This window comes from Pseudarthrobacter sp. N5 (genome assembly GCF_050157035.1).
GTDB lineage: Bacteria > Actinomycetota > Actinomycetes > Actinomycetales > Micrococcaceae > Arthrobacter.
This window is the reverse complement of sequence record NZ_CP189593.1, coordinates 2,926,435-2,947,101: the sequence shown is the minus strand read 5'-3', so window position 1 is coordinate 2,947,101 and position 20,667 is coordinate 2,926,435. Positions and strand designations below refer to the sequence as shown.

The window sequence follows — 20,667 nt, the reverse complement described above, 5'->3', positions numbered from 1 at the left end:
TGTCAGCGCTGGTGCGTGTCAGGTTCCCAGGGGCGCGGCGGCGACTGTCGGCAGGGTGGGGAAAGTGGAACCGCCAAGGGGCTCAACCGTGATACCCAGGGCCGCAGCCGAGGCGATGTTTTTGACCAGGGCCGGCTTCGAGAGCGCGGCGGCATCCATTAATCCCTGTGAAACAGGCGCCGAGCCGTCCCTGGGGATCAGCCACATCTGGTATACCTTGCCCGTTGGCGGGGCGGGCACACCGTTCATTCTGACCACCACAGCGTCGCGCGACGAGGAAACCAAGACTGTGGCCGTTCCGCCGCCGGTGACATCCACAATTGCTTCGCGTGCGTCGTCGGCCCGGATTACCTGATTCAGGGGGTCGTTCTGGTCGGCCACATAGGCGCCGATCCCCACACCACCCAGTGCAATCACAGCTGCAGCCGCAACTCCCACGAGCCAATTGCGGATGCCGGCCGGGCGGCGCCGTTCATCACGCTTTCGGCGGGCAGCGGCAAGGTCATCCGGAACGGCCGGCAGCGTGGAATCCACGGAGTCCACGAGCTGGGGCGCTGGTGCCGGCAACTGAGACACAATCCGGTCAAAAAGCCCTGCCGGAGGCTCCTCCTCAACCGCAAAACTTGTCGCCAGGGTTTCCCGTGCCTGGCGGACACGCTCATTAAATGACTCGCGCTCAGCCGGGGGAGCAGCCGCGACATATTGCTCGATGGCCGTCCTTTCGGAATCGCTCAGGGCATCAACGGCGTACACCTCGGCCAGCTCAACGGCACGGCCAGCCAACAGATCGGCAGCTATTTCCTCGGCAAACGCCCTGGGGAGGGGGCCGCCGTTCTGGTTGTTTACTTCTGTCATCTCAACTCACCCCCAGACATGTCTTCAATCGGATCAGTCCATCGCGGATGCGGGACTTGATGGTGGGTACGGCCGCGTTCAGTTTTTCTGCGACTTCCCTGTACGTCAGCCCGCCGTAGTAGGCAAGCCGCACGGATTCCCGTTGTGTTTCGGTCAGCGTTTCCAGACACCGGACCACGGCCTCGGCCTCAAGCCTGTTGCTCACCGCATCCGAGACAGAATCATGATCGATGTCCTGGCTGCTGGCGCCGTATCTGGCTTCACGGTCCGTTGACGACTGGGCCGATCGAACCCGGTCCACGGCCCGGCGGTGGGCTATGGTCATCAGCCACGCCAGTGGACTGCCCGCTTCCGGGTTGAACTTGGCGGCGTTCTGCCATACCTGGATAAAGACTTCCTGTGTGGTGTCTTCGCTGAGCTCCGGATCGATCAGCACCCGCCTGGCCATGCCGAAAACCCGGCGCGAGGTCAACTGGTAGAACTGAGCGAACGCCTCCTGGTCTCCAGCGGCCATCAGATCCAGGAGCCCAGCCAGACGTTGATTGACGTCGGCAGGCGTGCCAGCGGCCGCTGGGGCCTCGAAGTTCGGTGCGTTGGGAGTTTCCATCACAGATAAGCATAGGTGCCCCGGCGCAGTCCCGTCCGCAAGGTGATGAACGGCGGCGGTCCGGTTGCCGGCAGAAATACGGCCGGGGCCGTTGCCCACTTTCAAAGTTGTCACCTGCCGCACCTCGCGATCCATGGAATTGTCCTCACGAATAATTCGGTGCGGACACTGCGCCGGATGGGTGGCAACAGCACACCAATGGCGCGACGTTTGACGCGCATCCGTTCGCAGACCCGGCGGTGCGCTGCTAGAGCTGAGCGCCGGCGAACCCATTCTGCCGCCAGGCTTCATAGACAGCGATGGAGGCCGCATTGGCAAGGTTGAGCGAGCGAAGGGACGGCAACATGGGAAGGCGCACGCGGGACGTGACATGCGGGTCATTCTTGAGCTCTTCCGGGAGACCCACCGACTCCTGTCCAAACAGAAGGACGTCTCCGGGCCGGTACGCAATATCCGAATACGATGCTTCGCCGTCTGAGGTGAATGCGTACACGCGTTCCGGCCGGAGGGCATCCCAGGCAGCCGGAATGTTCCGGTGCACGGTGACCACGGCGAGATCATGGTAATCCAGACCCGCACGGCGGAGCTTGGCGTCGGAAAAATCGAAGCCGAGGGGTTCAACCAGATGCAGTTCGGCGCCGGTTATGGCAGCCAGCCGGATGGCATTGCCGGTATTACCGGGGATCTCAGGGGAGTGGAAGAGGATGCGGAACACCTTCTTATCCTAGCGACGGTGTCAGTGCATTCCGCGCAGCAGCCTGGCGAGCACGGAAACGTTGACGGTATTGGGGGCCGGGCCGGAGCTCAGGAACTGCTTCAGTCCCCTTACCAGTCCGGCGGCATTCACTACTTGTACGGCGTCGTGCACGCCCTGGGAACGCCGGTGGTGGTCGATGACAGGTTCGTGAAGGTTCCCGTCAGGGGTATGGATCACCGTCCATCCCGTCACATTGAGTTCGGGAAAGATGTCCTGCATCCGACGGACTACATGGGCAAGTTGCGGAGGCGCGATGGACCGCCCGCCATGGTTGAGGGTGTTGCCGTCCCAGGCGTAGGCGCCCTTGGGTAGGAGCATGGAACCGATCAGGGCGAGCCTGTAACCGGAGAGCACCGCGTGGTCGATGTGGCTGTCGTCCGCCGGCGACTGCAGCCCGTTAATGAGCCGGGCAGCAGGAATGGCGGTGAGAACCTGCCGGCCGATGAGCTGCACCGTGCGCATTTCGCGTTGGATCCGGGCTTCCGCTCCGAAAATTCCACGTTTCCTGGGCATGCCATGGACTTGCTGGCTGGCCTGCTCCATGGGAATCAGCGGTACTGCACCTGAATTTGCCGACGCCCGCGGCTCATATGGCGGAACATAGACAGGGGCATCGCCTGACGTGTTGCGCGGGGTATTGGGGCGGTGGATCGTGGCTGAGGCGTGGCTGCCTGCCGCCGGTGCATCGAAGTGGGCACCGGGGCCACCGCCGTCCGACCCGGGGTGCGGGGCACCGCCGGCATAGGAGCGGTCATAGGCGGCCCGGCTTTTGTGGTCGATGAGGATCTCATAAGCCTGCGTGACCTGGCGGAACGCTGCGGCGTCGCCACCGTGGTCAGGGTGCGCGACGCGGGCGGCCTTGCGGTAGGCGACCTTGATCTCCCTGTCGGTTGCTGTCACGGCAATGCGGAGAACCTGATAGTGCGAGCTGCTGCCCTCAGTCAAACATCGATCCTTCTCTTGAAGTTCCTGTCCCCACCGGCAGCTGGGTCCGGCCGGGCACTACTGGACAGTTTAACGGCCCGGCCATACAACGAGTCGACCGGCCTGCCCGGTTCCCTCCTGCTGGCATAATTCACCGCATGATCGTCGCAGTTGCCATCAATCCCCGCGCCGCTTTCGGCGCCCGGCAATACTCCGGTGAGCAGGTGGTGGAATTCTTCCGCTCCGCGGGGGACACGGTAGTGGTGTTGCGCAAAGGCAGCTACGAACAGCTGGCAGCGGCAGTGGATACGGCACTGGATTCCGGGGCTGAGGCACTGGTGGTGGTGGGCGGTGACGGAATGGTCCACCTTGGCTTCAATGCGCTCGCCCGCGCAGGTGCACCCCATGGGAAGATTCCGCTGGGGATTGTAGCGACGGGTACGGGGAACGACATGGCGAGGGCTCTGGGTCTTCCCCTCAACGATATTCCGGCAGCCTGCCGCCGGGTCAGGTCCGGGCTGGAATCCGGCGGACGCCTGATCGATGCGGGCAGGATCACCGTCTCCGGGACCACGCGCTGGTTCGCCGGCGTGCTGTCCGCCGGGTTCGACGCCGCCGTCAACGAACGTGCCAACGCCTGGCATTGGCCCAGGGGTAAAACCCGTTACAACCTGGCGATGCTCCGCGAACTGGCAGCCTTCGGCGCCATCGGCTACACGGTGACCGCCGACGGCGAAACCTGGGAGCAGGGCGCAATGCTCATTTCCGTGGCCAACGGGCAGTCGATCGGCGGCGGTATGAAGGTGACGCCTGATGCCCGGCTCGACGACGGCCTTCTGGACCTCTTTATGGTCCGTCCGCTGTCCCGCCTGCGGTTCCTGGCTGTTTTCCCCAAGGTTTTCTCCGGCCGCCACGTCGGTCATCCGGCCGTTGACATCCGCCGGGTCAGGCATGTGGAACTTGCCGCCCATAATGTTGTGGCCTACGCCGACGGCGAGAGGATAGGGCCGCTGCCCCTCACCGTCGACGTCGTCCCCGGTGCCGTCAGAGTGCTGGCGTAGCCGCATGTGCAGCGACGGGCAAGACTGTGAGGAGTGGTCCGGAGTCTAGACTTTTGCTGGAAGAAGGGGCGGGACATGCCGTCCGGCAGGAAATCATCGGGGATGAAGTGGAAAAAGGACGTGCAGGCATGGCGAACAACCAGCCTGGAATAGGCAGGTTGTTCCGCCGGGGTGTGGCTGGGGCAGTGGCATCCTTACTCCTGGCCGGATGCAGCGTGGGAGTACCCGATCCGACGGCCCCCCAAACCATTCCGAGTGCCCCGGCGCTCGCTACCCCCACCGTGACGCCGGGCCATGACGCCACCGCAGTGGCTGCCAAGGACATGCCTTTTTCTGCCGGCGGTCTGTTGGCGCAGGGGGTCCCCGTGGGCATCTCCGACGGGCTCAGGGGAGCTCCGGGCTGGAAGATGGTGAAGGAAAATATGGCTGGTGAAAACCGCTATCTGAAAGCCGACGGCTGCATGGCCGCCACCCGGATCAGTCTTGGACAGTGGCCCCTGGTGGCCGGTGATGACAAGGATTCCACCGAGGCATTGTTCGGCTACCTGGATTCGAGCATCCTGCCCGGTTACCTGAAGACCGCCACTCTCCGGTGGGGTGGAGATGCGGACAAATCCGGGCCGAGCGTCGAGGTCCTGGTGCTGGAGCGCCCTGTGACGGCAGGTGCAAGGGCGGCGTCCATCATGGCCAGGCTGTTCAGCAAGGCAGGTTCCTCCGTCTACATCTCCGTATCCTGTCCGGACACCTCAGCCCTCGCTGCTGCGAGGGCCGATGTCGCTCAAATGCTGATACTTGTCCCGCCGTCGAACTGATCTGACCGGTGCACTCCGGAGTGAATTCTACTTCGCGGCCGGTATTGAAAGCCGGTTGAGTGCCAAGGCAGCGACCAGCAGGCCGAAGTCGCGCAAGGCACCATCGTAGAAGTTTCCCAACACCATCAGATTCACGATGATCCCAAGTAACCAGAGTGCAACAACGAGCGATCCGATGCGGGGGCGGATCGCCACCAGAACCCCGGCTAAGGCTTCCACCACACCAACGATGTACATAAAGGTCTGCGCCGGCAATGGAACCACGGAAGTGGCAACGGGGGCCAGGTACACCGTCCAGTCCGTGAGCAGGTTGGTGAACTTATCCAGTCCGAAAATGATAGGTGCACTAGTGAAGACAGTGCGCAGCAGCAGGACGGCCTGCCTGCTGGGATCCGTGCCGAGTACTGACGGCTGTGTTGTCTCGCTGGTGAATATTGTGGCTTTCATGGCGGACTCCTTCTAAAAGTGTGTAGTTTGATTTCCGAATGAAAATCGGAGTTAAGCAACGTATCTTGTTTTTAGAGTTAAGCTGATCCTATGAACCGCATTCCATGGACCCGGCGCATCGCAGCGGTTGCTTCGCTGGATGACACTAACCGGCGGCTGCTGTTCAGCTTTGTCGCGTCCGCGCCGGAAGCGGTTGGCCGCGATGAGGCCGCTGCTGCTCTCGAACTGCCGCGGAGTACCGTCTCGTTCCAACTGGACCGCCTGGTGCAGGACGGCCTGCTCACTGTGGAATTCAAGAAGCTTGGCTCCAAGGCCGGGCCGGGTTCGGGTCGGCCCGCCAAGTGTTACCGGACCGCCGTTGAGGAGGTAGCTGCCTCCATTCCGGACCGCAACTACGATCTCGCAGGGGAACTGATGGTTTCAGCGATCGAGAAATCAATGAGCGGCGGGGGATCCGTCCACGAGGCACTGGTGAGCGCGGCGTATGCCAAGGGACGAAGCATAGCGGCGGCTGGTGTGCCGTTCCAAGAGGTTCTGAGCGGCAGCGGGTACCGTCCGGAGCCCGATGGCGGGGGCGGACTCGTGTTGCGGAACTGCCCCTTTCACCGGCTGGCGGACGGGCATGCCGACGTGGTGTGTGCCATGAACGGCGCTTTCCTGGCCGGGGCCGCCGCCGGTTGCGGCGTGCCCGAAGACCGGGTGGAAGGTATCCGAGCTGACGGGCAGTGCTGCGCCAGAATAAGGCCCTACTGAGCCGCTGCGGCGCGCCGGAACAGTGTGCTGACGGCCGTGCTGATGACAGCCGCTCCGGCAGCGGATCCGGGCCGCAGCAGCGAAGGTAGAATGGCGCTGTGTCCGTTTACCTCGATCATGCCGCCACAACGACCCTCTCTGCCGAGGCCATGGCGGTCCTGATCCGCGAGCTGGGCCGGACGGGGAACCCGTCATCGCTGCACGGATCCGGCCGGCGTGCCCGCCGTGCAGTGGAGGATGCCCGGGAAGCGATCGCGGCTGCGGCTGGGGCGCATCCTTCCGAGGTGATCTTTACCTCCGGTGGAACCGAAGCAGACAACCTTGCCGTCAAGGGCCTGTTCTGGGCCCGACGGAGCGAAAACCCTGACCGACGGCGCATCCTGTGCTCCGCCGTCGAGCATCATGCGGTTCTGGACGCCGTGGAATGGCTGGAAAAACACGAAGGGGCCGAAGTCAGCTGGCTGCCGGTTGACGGTGCCGGTGTCATTGATCTGGATGTGCTGAAAACGGAGCTTGAACGGACCCCCGAGTCCATCGCGCTGGTGACCGTAATGTGGGCCAATAACGAAGTCGGCAGCCTCCAGCCCATCCGGGAAATTGTGGAACTTTCCCACGCTGCCGGCGTCCCGGTGCACTCCGATGCCGTGCAGGCGTTCGGTTCGGTGCCGGTGGATTTCAAGGCGATAGGCCTGGACGCGATGTCCATCTCAGGGCATAAGATCGGCGGCCCGGTGGGCGTGGGTGCGCTGCTGCTGGGGCGCGCCGTCAAGCTCACGCCGGTCCAGCATGGTGGCGGGCAGGAGCGGGATGTCAGGTCCGGCACGCTGGACACCGCGTCCATCGCTGCATTTGCCGCTGCAGCCGGGGCTGTTGCCGGGAGCCTCCAGACGGAATCCGTGCGCATTGGCGGACTCCGGAACCGGTTGATCGACGGCGTCCGCGCTGCGGTCCCCGAGGCAGTGCTGCGTGGCGCGCCCTGCGCCGGACGTCTCCCCGGAAACGCGCACTTCACCTTCCCCGGCTGCGAAGGCGATTCTTTGCTGTTCCTGCTGGACCTTGCCGGTGTGGAGTCATCCACTGGCTCCGCCTGCACGGCCGGTGTTCCGCGGCCATCGCACGTGCTGCTTGCGATGGGGCTGGATGAGGAAACCGCACGCGGCGCCCAGCGTTTTACCTTGGGACACGCCTCGAAGGGGTCCGATGTCGATGCCCTTCTGGCCGCGCTGCCCGGCGCGTATCAGCGCGCCAGACAGGCGGGGATGGCAGGTCACGAATCGACCATCCAGACCGCCGCCACCGTTGCCCGTCAAGCGTCCGGCAGCAGCTGATCCAGCGGCACGCCGGAGTCCGTGAGCTGATCGGGGCTGATCACGGTCCGTGCCGTGATCAGGGTCTTGATGACCTTCTGCGCCGTTGGTTTGGACCGGGGCCAGTTCACATTCATGCCTGCCACCACCTGTCCGTCCCGCTGCCAGAATGCGATGAACTCCTTGCTCTCCAGCGAACCGCGGATCACAGGCTCAGCGCCTGACGCCAGCGCAGGGAAACCCGAATACTCCATACTGACGTCGAATTGGTCCGTGTAGAAGTACGGAACCGTGTCCAGTGCTGCGTCCAGACCCAGCATGGACTTTGCGGCGATTTTTCCACCGTTGAGCGCATTGGACCAGTGCTCGCTGCGGTGGTGCTCGCCGGTGAACGGGTGCAGGGCGTTGGCGACGTCGCCAGCGGCGAAAATTCCCTCCCGGCTGGTCCGCAGTGACGCGTCGGTAAGAATCCCGTTCCGCAGTTCCAATCCGGCTGCAGCGGCGAGCGCCGTGTCCGGCGCGACGCCCACGGCAATAACCACGGCATCTGCCGGTAGAAGTTCGCCCGAATCCGTGATCACACCTGTCACCGATCCGGATTCACCGATGATTTCTCGGGCAGACGCCGGCAGCCTGAAATTCACTCCATTGGACTCATGCAGCGAGCGGAAGAAGCGGCCAAGATCAGACCCGATGGCCGCGCCCAGCGGTATGTCCTCCAGCCCCAGCAGGGTGACTTCGTTAGCGTAGCTGCGTGCCGCGGCGGCAAGTTCCATGCCGATCCAGCCGGAGCCGATCATCACCACGTTCCTGCCGCCTCCCGCCAGGACCTTGCGCAGCCGCCGGCTGTCATCCAGGGTCCTGAAGGTGGTCACGCCGGAAAGCCCGGTCCCGGTCAGTGGGAGCTGGCGGGGGAGGGCGCCGGTGGCAAGAAGCAGGGCCGAGTAATGTAGCGAGCTGCCATCGCCGAGCCGGACGCTTTTTGCTTCCGGGTCAACGCCGGTGACGGAAATGCCCAGGCGGAGTTCGACGTCGTTCTCCACGTACCAGGCGTCCGGCACCACCGGGATGGCATCCTCGGCGGCCTTGCCGAGGAGGTATTCCTTGGAGAGCGGAGGGCGAAGATAGGGGTGATGCTGCTCCGCTCCAATAACCGTGATGGGCCCCGAGTAACCTTCCGAGCGGAGGGTCCGGGCTGCGGTCGCGCCTGCCAGGCCAGCCCCGGCGATCACGATGTGTTCAGTGCCCATGGCGCTCTCGATTCTTCCGATGGCCGGTCCGGACGGCCACAGTACATTCTAAAACAGGTATTCTTGACGTTAGAAGTTTTACGGTTGGCCGTCAAGGCTCTTTAGTGCGCTATTCCAGGGGGCGCTAGAATAGACGGGCGCCCTGTGTGTCCGGCGGGACACCGGGCCTGAGCAATTTCAGCACTTCCCGCCAGTTTCCTAATGAAAGCCGCTATGCGAGTTCTTGCAGCCATGAGCGGCGGAGTCGACTCCGCCGTAGCCGCCGCCCGTGCCGTCGAGGCCGGGCACGACGTCGTCGGAGTCCACCTGGCGCTGTCCCGGATGCCCGGCACCCTGCGTACAGGCAGCCGAGGCTGTTGCACCATTGAAGACTCCCGCGATGCCTGGCGGGCGTGTGACGTCCTGGGTATTCCCTATTATGTGTGGGACTTTTCCGAACGGTTCAAAGAGGATGTGGTCCAGGACTTCATCGACGAATACGCCGCGGGCCGCACGCCCAACCCCTGCATGCGCTGCAACGAGCGGATCAAGTTCGCTGCCCTGCTGGAAAAGGCAATTGCGCTCGGCTTCGATGCCGTCTGCACGGGCCACTACGCCAAGGTGATCACAGACGCCGAGGGCAACCCTGAGCTCCACCGTGCCGCGGACTGGGCCAAGGACCAGAGCTATGTGCTGGGTGTGCTGACGCATGAACAGCTCAAGCACTCTATGTTCCCGCTGGCGGACACCCCGTCCAAGGCCGAAGTCCGCGCGGAAGCAGAACGCCGTGGCCTGTCCGTGGCCAACAAGCCGGACAGCCATGACATCTGTTTCATCCCCGACGGCGACACCGCCGGCTGGCTGGCCGAAAAGATTGACATGACCACCGGCGACATCGTAGACGAAACGGGTTCCAAAGTGGGGGAGCACCCGGGTGCCAACGCTTTCACCGTGGGACAGCGCCGCGGGCTGAAGCTGGGCACGCCGGCCGCAGACGGCAAGCCGCGGTTTGTGCTGGAAATCCGGCCCAAGGAAAACAAGGTTGTGGTGGGTCCGGAAGCCCTCCTGGCGATCGATGAAATCCGCGGCATCAAGGTTTCCTGGGCGGGGCTGCCCATTGCCGAGGTTGCCACGGGCGAGGAGTTTGACTGCTACGCCCAGGTCCGCGCCCACGGCGACCCCGTTCCTGCCAAGGCGCACGTGGTGCAGACAGCCGGAGACGACGACGCACTGCAGGGGAACCTGATGGTCACGTTGACCGATCCGTTGCGGGGGGTGGCGCCCGGGCAGACCGTCGTCCTGTACCAGGGAAGCAGGGTTCTGGGGCAGGCAACCATCGATGCCGCCCGCTCGTTGCAGCGCACCGCATTGTAGGCACCGCACTGTAGTCTGAACCCGCTTGGCTGGAACGGCCGCTGAATTTCCCGCAGGGTGGCCAGGAGCACCGCCTACCGGTTTTTTCCGGGGCAACGGGAGCTACTGGCAGCCGCTCATCCTGAGACTGTGCGCCGATCGTTGCTGCCGGAAAACCCTCCGGAAGATGCTGCGCAGCGGCTCGACGCCGTCGTCGCCGAATTCACAAGACTGATCCTTGAAACGGAGATGCAGCAGCGGACCATGCTCCGGCTGTCGCTGGAGCCCAATGCGCCTGAAGACGCACCGCTTCCACTCCGGCAGGGCAGAGGCGTTCCCTGGATTACGGAGGCGCTGGCGCCGCTCCGAGGGCGATTGACCGACGTCGAACTCCGCCGGCTGGTCCTGGCCATCCGCAGCGCCACCGGGATCGAAGCGCTGGTCTGGCTGACGGACATCGGTGGGCTGTCCAGCGAAGAGGCGGTTACCTCCATGCGGTGGTCAGCCCGGGCGCTGCTGCGTCAGGCGCTGGAATCGGGCCCGCCTCCCAGCTAAGGGCCGCGTCAGAATCAGCGCCCGCTGCCGCCGAATGTCGCGGATCTGCTGCATGGGAGTTAACGTCGGGCTATAGTCCCCGTTGCCCCGAGATCCCGCCATTGCCTTAGCCCCGACACGGATCCATACTTGCCTAAGCAGCGGGTTCCGCTGTCAGTTGGGGTGGGTTCCGGATCCGGGACGGCGATGCAGATGGCATTTCAGAAGAAAAGCCCGGGGGACATCAGAGCAGGGCAGATGGTCTCCGTAACGGTGTTGGCCGAGGGACCGATCGCCCACGGGAACTCCGGTCCGCTCACGGCCGACGTGCGGATACCCGTGGAACGGCTACGGCGTGGCCCAACAGGCCTCCGGTTTTCCGTGCAGATCCGGAAATGGCGCGGCACCACGGTGAGCCCGGTAGCCCTCACCCAGGTGGGCGACCCATGGAAATTGCTTTCCATGCCGCCGCCGGCCGAACTGCGCCCGCTGCTGGACGACACCCGTTTCCTTGCCCAGCACGTCTACGGCGTGGCCGCCTCAACACTTGACCTGTTTGAGAGCACCCTTGGGCGCCGAATGCCCTGGTCTCCGGAAGGCCGGCTGGTCCTGAAGGCGCGCGATACCGGAGATGCCATGGAAACCGGTTACTCCAGGGACAACAACCTGATCCGTTTCGGGTCCATCGAAAGGATGGGCTATAAGGTACCTACGGCGCTGTTCCGCGACATTGTGGCCCATGAAGTGACGCACGCGATCCTGGACGGCTACCGGCCCGCCTGGGCTGACAGCCTGGCCACGATCGAACAGCTTGCCCTCCATGAAACCCTGGCAGATCTCGTAGCCATCCTTTCGGTTTTTTCCTCTCGGGAGGTGGTCTACCGCCAGCTGGAGGCTGCGGCGGATGGCTTCGAGGCGCGGGAGCAGGTGGATGACTCGGTGATGCTCCGCAGCCTCTTCGATTTTGCCAGGGACCTGTACGCCCGGGGTGCGCTCCGGGAGCCCTTTGTCGGCTCCGCACCGGCGAACTGGGAGGAGTTGCCCGAACCGCATCAGCGCGGGACCGTGGTGGTGGGAGCCATCCTCCGTTCCGTCCAAAAGCTGTGGGCCGAGCGGAACACCCGGTTCGGTGACGCCCAGGGCCTGCAGCAAAAGGCTGAGTCCGGATCCATTGTTGGCAGCCGGATCCTCCGTATGGTGATCCGGGGACTGTGCTACATGCCGCCTGTGGACGTGACCTGGCGGGATTTGCTGCGGGGAATCATCGCTGCCGATCTGGACATGCTGCCCGAAGACCCCCACGGCTACCGGGATGCGATCCAGGACGGTTTCTCGGCCATTGGCATCCGGCGGGTATCGCTGAACAACATCAGGGGCGTTGATCATTACACAGGCCTGCGTTATCCCATCCGGCTGGCCGCAATGGGATCCGATCCGCAGGAGGTCCAGCGCTTCGTCTGGGAGAACCCGCGATTGCTGGACGCCGCGAGGCTGGAAAGGCACACCCCGCTCACCAAGACGCGGGTCCGTACCTCGGAGCGCATTTCACCGGATGGATTTGTTGTCTCGGAAATCGGTGCGTCCTTCATCCAGACTGTGAGGCTCGGACGCCGTGAAGCGTATCAGCGGCTTGGGCTGCGGACCCGGCGCGAGTACGTGGATATCCGCGGCGGCGGGTTATTGAGGTTCGACGCCGGCGGGCGGCTTATTTATGCCGCCCTCAAGCCGGTGATGGACAGGGAGCGGCAGGCAGCCATGTTTGTCTCGGATGAACAGCACGACGCCGATTCGTCGGCGTCATCTGTTGTCAAACAAAGTTTCCACCGCACGGGGGACTGACGGGATTCAGCTGCCCCAAGGGGCCTTTCGCGCCACCGTCGAGCCTTCCAGTTGAGCTACCTGGTCAAAGCCGCCGGCCTTCAGTCCCTTGGTGACAATCTTCAGGATTTCGGCCCGGCCACGGGCGCCGTCAGCCTGGACCGATTTAACGAAGTTATAAGTGAATGCACCGTTGTAGCGTCCGTCGAGATAGGCGTCGGCCGCGGTCTGATCGGAGCGGCATGCAGCCATCAGCACAGGTTTGGTGCCACGCCCGGATTTGACCATATCCCGGAGCGCCCTGGTGTCGTTAAACTCACTGGCAGCAACGGCGCGGGCTGTCGGGGCCGGGAGAAATCGCGGCCTGCGCCCCGGCAACAGATCCAGAGACTTCAGCCCGGTTCCGCTGTGGCAGGTGTCAAGCACCACCTCCATCAGCACACCGTCGGGAAGGCGGCTGAACAGGGTGTAAAGCTCGTCGTCGGAAATCACGGTATCCGGGTTCCACGCATCACCGGAGCTGCTGATGTCGTGGCAGGCGAAGGCCTCATCCAAGCGATCGGCCTCGTCCCCGCTCGTATCGGGGATCTGGGTGCCGTGGCTGGAAAACGTAAACACAATGTGGTCCAGGTCTCCGGCAACGGCACGGTCCAGTAGCGTGTTGAGCTGAGCCATGACCGGCTTCTTGGTGGCTTTGGCGTCCAGCAGGACCGTAACGTCCGAGGCAGCGAATCCGTAGTTGGACGTCAGCAGCGCGGCGAGGTCCCCGGCGTCATTGACGCACCCCTGAAGCCAGCTGGATTGTGGCAGATTCTTGAATTTGTTGATCCCTACACAGAGGGCAGCTTTACCCATGACGAGCATCCTTCAGCCTGGTGTTGCGTGAAACTCAGGATCGGCGGCCCCAATAAACACCGCCCGGATGTGTGCCGCCTCTTCTGGCGGCTCCACGTTTCGCCGGCTGCGCTCCGGTGCAGGGCGCCACTGGTGCCTGTCCCGGAACGCAGTTCCACTGTATTCCCGCACAGACCAGGGTTCAATAACCGTCGCGTTTCCCATGGCCGACAGGTGAGTGCGCTGTCCGGTTGGCCTCAGCCCAAACCGAAGAAAACGATAGAAGGGACCCGATCAGGTAAATTTTGTGTCTCATCTCACATGATGTAACGCTTCACCGGGCAACAGTCTGATTGAATCTAGGAATCAAGACAGCGCGCGGCCCGCATGAATCCCAGTGGTTACCAACGGGCGGCGTGCGCGTACTCATCGAACAGAAAGTTCACAGATGACAATGAACAAGAAAGCCCTGCAAAGCGTCATCGCGCTCGCAGGTGTCTCCGCGTTTGCACTGACTGCCTGCACGGGCCCGTCAGGCGGTGGAACGTCCACCGACACCCCCGGCGGCGGAACCATTACCTACGGCACAACTGACAAAGTCGTCACGCTTGATCCTGCCGGCTCTTATGACGCCGGCTCATTTATGGTTATGAACCAGATCTATCCGTTCCTCCTCAACGCCAAACCCGGAACCGCTGATTCCAGCCCGGATATTGCCGAGTCAGCCTCGTTCACAAGCCCCACGGAATACACGGTGAAGCTGAAGTCGGGTCTTAAATTCGCCAACGGCCATGCGCTGACCACCTCTGACGTGAAGTTCTCGATTGACCGTGTGATCAAGATTGCCGATCCCAATGGTCCGGCCTCCCTGCTGGGAAACCTGGAAAAGGTCGAAGCCAAGGATGACTCCACTGTTGTCTTCACTCTGAAGGCCGCCAACGACCAGGTATTCCCGGGCGTACTGGCTGCAAACTCCGGCCCCATCATCGACGAAGAAGTCTTCCCCGCAGACAAGCTCCTGGGTGACGACGAGATCGTCAAGGGCCGGCCGTTCGCCGGCCAGTACACCATTGAGAGCTACAAGAAGAACGAGCTGGTGAGCCTCAAGGTCAACCCGGACTACAAGGGCCTGCTTGGTAAACCAGCCAACGGCGGCGCCACCATCAAGTACTACGCAGACTCGAACAACCTGAAACTCGACATTCAACAGGGCAATATTGACGTCGCCGGTCGCAGCCTGACAGCCACCGACGCCGCAGACCTGGAGAAGGATTCCAAGGTTAAGGTCCACAAGGGCCCGGGTGGCGAACTCCGCTACATCGTGTTCAACTTCGACACCATGCCGTTCGGCGCCAAAGCTGCCGACGCCGACCCGAAGAAGGCGCTCGCCGTCCGGCAGGCCATGGCCAACGTTGTTGACCGGGAGGCCATTGCCACTCAGGTCTACAAGGGCACCTACCTGCCGGCCTACTCCGTGGTTCCTGACGGGTTTGTTGGCGCAATCAAGCCGCTGAAGGAAATGTACGGCGACGGCAATGGCAAGCCCAGCCTGGACAAGGCCAAGAAGGCCTTTGCCGATGCCGGAGTCAAAGCGCCGGTGAACATCAAACTGCAGTACAACCCGGACCACTACGGCAAGTCCTCCGGCGACGAATACGCCCTGATCAAGGAACAGCTTGACAAGTCCGGTCTGTTCACAGTTGAACTTCAGTCCACTGAGTGGGTCACCTATGCCAAGGCCCGTACGGCAGATGCTTACCCGGTCTACCAGTTGGGCTGGTTCCCGGATTACTCGGATGCGGACAACTACCTGACGCCGTTCTTCGTACCCGGGAACTTCCTCAAGAACCACTACGAGAACCCGACGGTCACAGACCTGATCAAGAAACAGCTCACCACCGTAGACAAGGCAGAGCGTGAAAAGGTATTGGGCGACGCCCAGACCGCAGTGGCCAAGGACCTGTCCACGCTGCCGCTTCTGCAGGGAGCACAGCTGATGGTGGGCGGTACCGACATCAAGGGGATTGAGAAGACCCTCGATGCATCGTTCAAGACCCGTCTTGGCGTAATTTCCAAGTAGGTTTTCAGTCCAACCGGTTCTGACCAGCCAAGGAGGCGGGACGCCAACAAGGCGTCCCGCTTTTCTTGCTGGTTACCGGATGGCCGGCCACACGCCGTCGAATCCTGGACACACAACTTTAGGTACGAATGACAACATTGATTGATGCGCCGCCAAGCGACGCCGACGGCATCCTGCCGTCAAAAAAGAAATCGTCCGGCGGGGGACTGGGCCACTACATCCTGATCAGATTCCTGCTGATTTTCCCCACCATATTCATCTTGGTCACCATGGTGTTTTTCCTGATGCGGATCACCGGCGATCCCATCACGGCGGCCATGGGCGGGCGGCTGCCTCCTGAACAGCTGGCAGAAAGAATCCATACCGCCGGTTACGACCGTCCCATACTGGTGCAGTACTTCGAATACCTTGGGCAGCTCATCACGGGCAACTTCGGAACCACACTCTCCGACAACCGGCAGGTGACGGAGATGCTGACCACCTACGGTTCGGCCACCCTTGAGCTTGCTATCAACGCCTTGCTGGTGGCACTGCTGGTCGGCATTCCGCTAGGCATGATCGCCGCACACCGCAGGGACCATGCACCCGATGCCGTGCTTCGCGTCTTTGCGATTCTCTGCTATGCTACGCCGGTATTCTTTTCGGGCATGCTGCTCAAGCTGAGCTTTTCTGTCTGGCTGGGCTGGCTGCCGGTTGCCGGGCGTGCAAAGACCTCCAACGAGCTGGCCCTGACTGCGCTTCAGGGACCCACGGGAATCTACTGGCTCGATGCCATCCGCAGCGGCAACATGGCGGCGCTGGGGGATGTTACAGCACATGCTGTTCTTCCCGCCCTCGCACTCGGCCTCCTGACAGCTGGCATCTTCCTGCGGCTCGTGCGCACCAACGTCATTGGCACACTTGGCAAGGACTACATTGAGGCAGGCCGGTCACGTGGCGTCAGCGAGTTCCGTCTGGTCACCAAGCACGCCTACAAGCCGGCTTTGATACCGATCATCACAGTGATGGGATTGCAGATTGCAGTGTTGCTCGGCGGCGCGGTCCTCACTGAAACCACTTTTGAGTGGAAGGGTCTGGGATTCCAGCTGGCGAACTACCTCACTGCCCGCGACTTCGTTGCTGTTCAGGGCATTGTGGTCCTGCTGGCAGTGATTGTGGCCGTAACCAACTTCATCGTGGACATCGTGGCCGCGCTGATCGATCCCCGTGTGAGGTACTGATATGACTGTCAATTCAAGCCTGGCACCGGTGGCTAACCCCCGGGCGCCCTGGTTCCGGCGTCTTCCGGTCATCTCGCACCTGAACAAGAGCGTGGGCCTGCAGCGCGGCATGCTGGTGGCCGGCTTAGTCCTGACCGGGATCTTTCTGATCACGGCCATTTTTGCACCCCTGATAGCGCCCTTCGGCTTCTCCCAGTTGTCCGACGCCGATGGCAGTTTTCCGGCACAGGAACCGCCGGGCGGCAAGCATATCTGGGGGACTACCGTTGGCGGTTACGACGTATTTTCAAGGGTGGTCTGGGGGACGCAGACAGCCATCATGGTGATTGTGGTGGCTGTGCTGTTGTCCATCTTCGTCGGCGTCATCCTCGGCCTCGTTAGTGGTTACATCGGTGGCTGGCTGGACCGGATACTGGTGGTCATTGCGGACTCAATCTACGCGTTCCCGTCCCTTCTGGTGGCCATTGTGATGGCCATTGTCATCAGCCGGGGCCAGTCAAGCCTGTTCGGCGGGATCCTTGCCGCGGCAATCTCCATCACCGTTGTGTTCATCCCTCAGTACTTCCGCGTGATCCGGGCCGAGACCATCCGGCTCAAGGCCGAGCCCTTCGTGGAATCGGCCAAGGTAGTGGGCGCATCGAACATCCGCATCATGAGCAGGCACATCTACAAGAACGCCACCCGCACCCTTCCGCTGATCTTCACGCTTAATGCCTCGGAGGCGATCCTGACTCTGGCAGGCCTGGGTTTCCTTGGCTTCGGCATTGAACCGAGCTCCGCGGCTGAGTGGGGCTTTGACCTTAAACAGGCTCTCTCAGATACCACTTCAGGCATCTGGTGGACCGGTGTCTTTCCCGGCACGGCAATCGTCCTGACGGTGCTGGGCCTGACCCTGGTGGGCGAAAGTATCAACGACCTCAACGATCCCAGGCTGCGCGGGCGCAAGCGCGCCGGAAGTAAAACCCGGCCCAACGCAGGCGCGGCGCATCAGGCAGCAGTGGCAGCAGAATCGGAGACCCCATGACCGTCAATATCGGTTCCGCATCAGACGAACACAGGGTAAGTGGCCGCCCGGTCCTTGAGATCGACAATCTGAAGGTCACCTTCGCCACCGACGGCGGGGATGTCTACGCGGTGAGGAACGTCAGCCTGGACGTCAAACCAGGCGAAGTGGTGGCAATCGTGGGAGAGTCAGGTTCCGGCAAGACCGTCACCGCAAAGACCATTCTGGGACTGTTGCCGGAAACAGCCACGAGCGATGGGGCCGTGCTGATTAACGGGAACAACGTCATCAGCGTCAGCGCTGCCAAGCTCCGCCAGATCCGTGGGCGTGACGTGGCCATGGTGTTCCAGGAACCCTCGACCGCCCTCAACCCGGTGTTCACCGTGGGCTGGCAGATCGCGGAGGGTATACGTGCCCATGCCGGCGGCAGAGGCGGAAAACGCATCTCGGCCAAAGAAGCGAAGTCCCGCGCCATCGAGGCTCTCCGCAAAGTGGGCATCCCTGACCCGGAGACCCGCGTCAACTACTATCCGCACCAGTTCTCCGGCGGTCAGAAACAGCGTGTGGTCATCGCCGCCGCGCTGGCACTGAACCCCGGACTGATCGTGGCCGACGAACCCACCACTGCCCTGGATGTCACGGTCCAAGCCGAAATCCTGGAACTGCTGCGGGATCTGAGGGACAAGTACGGCACGTCTATCGTGCTGATCACGCACAACATGGGTGTGGTGGCTGACCTCGCGGACCGGGTGGTGGTGATGTATCAGGGCGACGTCGTGGAGGAAGCATCGGCCAGAGTCCTGTTTGCCGAACCGAAACAGGACTACACCAAAAAGCTGCTTGCCGCGGTGCCCCACCTTGGCCGGAACTCCGCGTCGGAAGGCATGATCGAGCGCGCCCATCAGGGCGGAAACGTGCTCGTGGAGGCGAAAAGCCTGACTATTGAGTACCCCGGGCGCTTGGGGAGCCCCTCATTCAAAGCAGTTGACGGTGTCAGCTTTACAGTGTCAGAGGGGGAAGTCTTTGGACTCGTCGGCGAATCGGGGTCAGGCAAGACCACCATCGGCCGTGCCATCGCGGGACTGAGCCGGACCACCGGCGGCAGCCTCAAAGTGCTGGGCTACGAGATGCTGAACCTTAAGGAGCGGACCTTCAAGCCGCTCCGGAAGGAAATCGGGTTCGTGTTCCAGGATCCCGCAGCCTCGTTCAATCCGCAGCTCACCATCGGCGACTGTGTAGCCGAACCGCTGATCATCCACAGCAACCCGACACCTGCGCAGGCGCGCAAACGTGTTGGTGAGTTGCTCGAGTCAGTCCAGTTGCCGGCGTCGTACGCCGAACGCTTCCCGCACGAGCTGTCCGGCGGGCAACGCCAGCGGGCCTCGCTCGCGAGGGCGCTGATCCTGAACCCCAAGCTGCTGATCGCAGACGAGCCGACGTCGGCGCTGGACGTCTCGGTGCAGGCGAAAGTGCTGGAACTGTTCAAAGAGATCCAGCAGGAGTTCGGTTTCGCTGCATTGTTCATCAGCCACGATCTTGCGGTGGTGGACATCCTCTCGCATTGGGTGGGTGTCCTTTACCAGGGGAAGTTGGTGGAGCAGGGCCTGGGGAACCAGGTGATGGGTGCTCCGCAGCACGAGTACACCAAGCGGCTCATCGCTTCTCTGCCGGTGCCCGATCCTGATGAGCAGGCCCGGCGCAGGGAAGAGCACCGGGCACTGCTCAGCGGCTGGCCTGGATAGTCATCGAGCGGGGACTTGCCCACCTTCGTTACGAGGGTGGGCATGTCCGTCGGGCCGAAGGTCAGTCCGAGACCACCTTGATGTTGAACATCCTGTTGCCCTGCAGGGCATAAAGCCGTAACCACAGCGGCATCCACATTTCCAGCCCCCGTGCGGCCTCAAGCGGTCCCAGATCCCTGATGTGCTCCGGGCGCCAGCCGAACTCCCTGAGAATGCCTGACACCAGCTCCTTGGCTGCTGAATCGTTCCCGGCAAGGAAGACATCGTGATCGCCGCCGGCCAGACGGTCCGGATCCACCATCAGATCGGCCCGCATGGTGTTCAACGCCTTGACCACCAGGGTTTCCGGGAACGTCCGCTGGATGGTTTCCGCCAGGCTGTCGGTGTTATGGACCGAGAGCGACGGCGGGAATCCGGCGGAGAAGTCCAATGGATTCCCGACGTCGATCAGTACCTTCCCGGACAGATTGTGCGCCCCCGCGGATTGCAGGACCCCCAGTGACACTGCCCCGCCGGTGGCGTTGATGACCAGCTCGCCATCCGAGGCAGCCTCCGCGAAAGTGGCCGCTCGGGCCGGCGGCCCGGCCAGGGCCGCCCTCTCCAGAGCCGCCGGGTTCGCAGCGTGCCGCGACCCCATTGTTACGGAATGTCCGAGTGTGGCCAGTTTTCCTGCAAGCGTCCGTCCAACAACGCCGGTTCCAAGAACTGCAATTTTCACGTCCTACCTCCAACTTTGGCGCAACATGGGACACAACCATTCTCTGCCTTTCGGCGAGGCCGCGCAGCCGCTGGATACCAACGGGGAAACCCAGGCCGTGCCCCTAGACTGGATGCATGACCGAGCAGAACCAGAATCTTCCTGACGCTGAATCCTATGACGCTGCCGCCAGTTCCCTGTCCGGGCAGGTGGATAACTCGGTGATGACAGAACTGCTGTCCATCCGGTCCAGCATCGACAACATCGATGCCACTCTGGTGTTCCTGCTCGCGGAGCGGTTCAAGGCCACCCAGAAGGTCGGTTTCCTCAAGGCGGCGCACAGGCTTCCGGCAGGGGACCCTGGGCGTGAGACGGCGCAGATCGCACGGCTTCGCCGTCTGGCCGAGGACGCCCACCTGGACCCGGCCTTCGCCGAGAAGTTCCTGAACTTCATTATCGGCGAGGTAATCCGGCACCACGAAGCCATCGCGGAGGACCACCAGGCCGCTACGAAAAGTCTGGTGACCGGCAGTACAAAGCACCCCGCCAGCCCGGCAGCATCGGTAGACGCCTGACCGTGGTTCCGTCACAGCGGGGAGCCGGGCCGTCGGGCAGCGCACCGGAACAGGGCGGG

20 protein-coding genes are annotated in these 20,667 nt (G+C 62.7%); 12 read left to right on the top strand and 8 right to left on the bottom strand.

What is annotated here, in order from left to right; genetic code table 11:
• Positions 1–18: 18 nt before the first annotated feature.
• From ACQCST_RS14165 to ACQCST_RS14150, 4 genes are all read right to left on the bottom strand, one after another.
• Positions 19–855 (bottom strand): anti-sigma factor, encoded by an 837-nt coding sequence (locus ACQCST_RS14165; protein WP_426996384.1) that lies wholly within the window; start codon positions 853–855, stop codon positions 19–21.
• Between the two features lies 1 nt (position 856).
• The gene (sigK, locus tag ACQCST_RS14160; RefSeq protein WP_426996383.1) at positions 857–1,462 is read right to left on the bottom strand and encodes an ECF RNA polymerase sigma factor SigK; all 606 of its coding nucleotides are present in this window, start codon (positions 1,460–1,462) and stop codon (positions 857–859) included.
• 247 nt (positions 1,463–1,709) lie between these two features.
• The gene (locus ACQCST_RS14155; protein WP_426996382.1) at positions 1,710–2,177 is read right to left on the bottom strand and encodes a tRNA (cytidine(34)-2'-O)-methyltransferase; all 468 of its coding nucleotides are present in this window, start codon (positions 2,175–2,177) and stop codon (positions 1,710–1,712) included.
• Between the two features lie 21 nt (positions 2,178–2,198).
• Positions 2,199–3,164: a J domain-containing protein gene (locus ACQCST_RS14150; protein ID WP_426996381.1), complete on the bottom strand. Its 966-nt coding sequence runs from the start codon at positions 3,162–3,164 to the stop codon at positions 2,199–2,201.
• A 137-nt stretch (positions 3,165–3,301) separates the two neighbouring features.
• On the opposite strand from ACQCST_RS14150, the gene ACQCST_RS14145 reads away from it, so the two are divergent.
• Together ACQCST_RS14145 and ACQCST_RS14140 are read left to right on the top strand one after the other, a co-directional pair.
• Positions 3,302–4,204: a diacylglycerol/lipid kinase family protein gene (locus ACQCST_RS14145; RefSeq protein ID WP_426996380.1), complete on the top strand. Its 903-nt coding sequence runs from the start codon at positions 3,302–3,304 to the stop codon at positions 4,202–4,204.
• 215 nt (positions 4,205–4,419) lie between these two features.
• A complete protein-coding gene (locus ACQCST_RS14140; protein ID WP_426996379.1) occupies positions 4,420–5,016 on the top strand; it encodes a hypothetical protein in 597 nt (198 codons plus the stop codon).
• Positions 5,017–5,043: 27 nt separating this feature from the next.
• On the opposite strand, the gene ACQCST_RS14135 is transcribed toward ACQCST_RS14140, so the two are convergent.
• Complete coding sequence (locus ACQCST_RS14135; protein ID WP_426996378.1) at positions 5,044–5,463, bottom strand: hypothetical protein; 420 nt, start codon at positions 5,461–5,463, stop codon at positions 5,044–5,046.
• A gap of 90 nt (positions 5,464–5,553) precedes the next feature.
• On the opposite strand from ACQCST_RS14135, the gene ACQCST_RS14130 reads away from it, so the two are divergent.
• Positions 5,554–6,216 (top strand): helix-turn-helix transcriptional regulator, encoded by a 663-nt coding sequence (locus ACQCST_RS14130; RefSeq protein WP_426996377.1) that lies wholly within the window; start codon positions 5,554–5,556, stop codon positions 6,214–6,216.
• Positions 6,217–6,314: 98 nt separating this feature from the next.
• Positions 6,315–7,544 carry a cysteine desulfurase family protein gene (locus ACQCST_RS14125; RefSeq protein ID WP_426996376.1) on the top strand — a complete coding sequence of 410 codons (1,230 nt, stop codon included), beginning with the start codon at positions 6,315–6,317 and terminating at the stop codon, positions 7,542–7,544.
• On the opposite strand, the gene ACQCST_RS14120 is transcribed toward ACQCST_RS14125, so the two are convergent.
• A complete protein-coding gene (locus ACQCST_RS14120) occupies positions 7,523–8,773 on the bottom strand; it encodes an NAD(P)/FAD-dependent oxidoreductase (RefSeq protein WP_426996375.1) in 1,251 nt (416 codons plus the stop codon). The genes ACQCST_RS14125 and ACQCST_RS14120 overlap by 22 nt on opposite strands.
• 213 nt (positions 8,774–8,986) lie before the next feature.
• Between ACQCST_RS14120 and mnmA the strand changes: the two genes are divergently transcribed.
• The 3 genes from mnmA to ACQCST_RS14105 all read left to right on the top strand — a co-directional run bounded on the left by mnmA (position 8,987) and on the right by ACQCST_RS14105 (position 12,478).
• Positions 8,987–10,126, top strand: a complete 1,140-nt coding sequence (mnmA, locus tag ACQCST_RS14115; protein WP_426996374.1) for a tRNA 2-thiouridine(34) synthase MnmA — start codon at positions 8,987–8,989, stop codon at positions 10,124–10,126.
• Positions 10,127–10,255: 129 nt separating this feature from the next.
• Positions 10,256–10,660, top strand: coding sequence for a hypothetical protein (locus tag ACQCST_RS14110; protein ID WP_426996373.1), 405 nt, complete (start codon positions 10,256–10,258; stop codon positions 10,658–10,660).
• A gap of 192 nt (positions 10,661–10,852) precedes the next feature.
• On the top strand, positions 10,853–12,478 hold the full coding sequence (locus ACQCST_RS14105; protein WP_426996372.1) for a hypothetical protein: 1,626 nt from the start codon (positions 10,853–10,855) through the stop codon (positions 12,476–12,478).
• Between the two features lie 6 nt (positions 12,479–12,484).
• On the opposite strand, the gene ACQCST_RS14100 is transcribed toward ACQCST_RS14105, so the two are convergent.
• Entirely contained in the window at positions 12,485–13,312 is an 828-nt protein-coding gene (locus ACQCST_RS14100; RefSeq protein WP_426996371.1) for a caspase family protein, read from the bottom strand.
• 427 nt (positions 13,313–13,739) lie between these two features.
• On the opposite strand from ACQCST_RS14100, the gene ACQCST_RS14095 reads away from it, so the two are divergent.
• From ACQCST_RS14095 to ACQCST_RS14080, 4 genes are all read left to right on the top strand, one after another.
• Complete coding sequence (locus tag ACQCST_RS14095; protein ID WP_426996370.1) at positions 13,740–15,371, top strand: ABC transporter substrate-binding protein; 1,632 nt, start codon at positions 13,740–13,742, stop codon at positions 15,369–15,371.
• A 128-nt stretch (positions 15,372–15,499) separates the two neighbouring features.
• Entirely contained in the window at positions 15,500–16,591 is a 1,092-nt protein-coding gene (locus ACQCST_RS14090) for an ABC transporter permease (protein ID WP_426996369.1), read from the top strand.
• Position 16,592: 1 nt separating this feature from the next.
• Positions 16,593–17,615, top strand: coding sequence for an ABC transporter permease (locus tag ACQCST_RS14085; RefSeq protein WP_426996368.1), 1,023 nt, complete (start codon positions 16,593–16,595; stop codon positions 17,613–17,615).
• Complete coding sequence (locus tag ACQCST_RS14080) at positions 17,612–19,336, top strand: ABC transporter ATP-binding protein (RefSeq protein WP_426996367.1); 1,725 nt, start codon at positions 17,612–17,614, stop codon at positions 19,334–19,336. Before ACQCST_RS14085 ends, ACQCST_RS14080 begins: the two co-directional genes overlap by 4 nt.
• 61 nt (positions 19,337–19,397) lie before the next feature.
• On the opposite strand, the gene ACQCST_RS14075 is transcribed toward ACQCST_RS14080, so the two are convergent.
• Positions 19,398–20,054, bottom strand: a complete 657-nt coding sequence (locus ACQCST_RS14075) for an NADPH-dependent F420 reductase (RefSeq protein WP_426996366.1) — start codon at positions 20,052–20,054, stop codon at positions 19,398–19,400.
• Between the two features lie 116 nt (positions 20,055–20,170).
• Here ACQCST_RS14075 and ACQCST_RS14070 point away from each other — a divergent pair, with 116 nt between their 5' ends.
• Positions 20,171–20,608, top strand: coding sequence for a chorismate mutase (locus tag ACQCST_RS14070; protein ID WP_426996365.1), 438 nt, complete (start codon positions 20,171–20,173; stop codon positions 20,606–20,608).
• The last annotated feature ends 59 nt before the right edge of the window (positions 20,609–20,667 follow it).

What these genes read in the sequence shown, in the direction of transcription:
- ACQCST_RS14165 (WP_426996384.1), bottom strand. Translation starts at nt 855, where the DNA reads ATGACAGAAGTAAACAACCAGAACGGCGGCCCCCTCCCCAGGGCGTTT.
- sigK (WP_426996383.1), bottom strand. Translation starts at nt 1,462, where the DNA reads ATGGAAACTCCCAACGCACCGAACTTCGAGGCCCCAGCGGCCGCTGGC.
- ACQCST_RS14145 (WP_426996380.1), top strand. Translation starts at nt 3,302, where the DNA reads ATGATCGTCGCAGTTGCCATCAATCCCCGCGCCGCTTTCGGCGCCCGG.
- ACQCST_RS14135 (WP_426996378.1), bottom strand. Translation starts at nt 5,463, where the DNA reads ATGAAAGCCACAATATTCACCAGCGAGACAACACAGCCGTCAGTACTC.
- ACQCST_RS14130 (WP_426996377.1), top strand. Translation starts at nt 5,554, where the DNA reads ATGAACCGCATTCCATGGACCCGGCGCATCGCAGCGGTTGCTTCGCTG.
- ACQCST_RS14120 (WP_426996375.1), bottom strand. Translation starts at nt 8,773, where the DNA reads ATGGGCACTGAACACATCGTGATCGCCGGGGCTGGCCTGGCAGGCGCG.
- mnmA (WP_426996374.1), top strand. Translation starts at nt 8,987, where the DNA reads ATGCGAGTTCTTGCAGCCATGAGCGGCGGAGTCGACTCCGCCGTAGCC.
- ACQCST_RS14105 (WP_426996372.1), top strand. Translation starts at nt 10,853, where the DNA reads ATGGCATTTCAGAAGAAAAGCCCGGGGGACATCAGAGCAGGGCAGATG.
- ACQCST_RS14100 (WP_426996371.1), bottom strand. Translation starts at nt 13,312, where the DNA reads ATGGGTAAAGCTGCCCTCTGTGTAGGGATCAACAAATTCAAGAATCTG.
- ACQCST_RS14095 (WP_426996370.1), top strand. Translation starts at nt 13,740, where the DNA reads ATGACAATGAACAAGAAAGCCCTGCAAAGCGTCATCGCGCTCGCAGGT.
- ACQCST_RS14090 (WP_426996369.1), top strand. Translation starts at nt 15,500, where the DNA reads ATGACAACATTGATTGATGCGCCGCCAAGCGACGCCGACGGCATCCTG.
- ACQCST_RS14085 (WP_426996368.1), top strand. Translation starts at nt 16,593, where the DNA reads ATGACTGTCAATTCAAGCCTGGCACCGGTGGCTAACCCCCGGGCGCCC.
- ACQCST_RS14080 (WP_426996367.1), top strand. Translation starts at nt 17,612, where the DNA reads ATGACCGTCAATATCGGTTCCGCATCAGACGAACACAGGGTAAGTGGC.
- ACQCST_RS14070 (WP_426996365.1), top strand. Translation starts at nt 20,171, where the DNA reads ATGACCGAGCAGAACCAGAATCTTCCTGACGCTGAATCCTATGACGCT.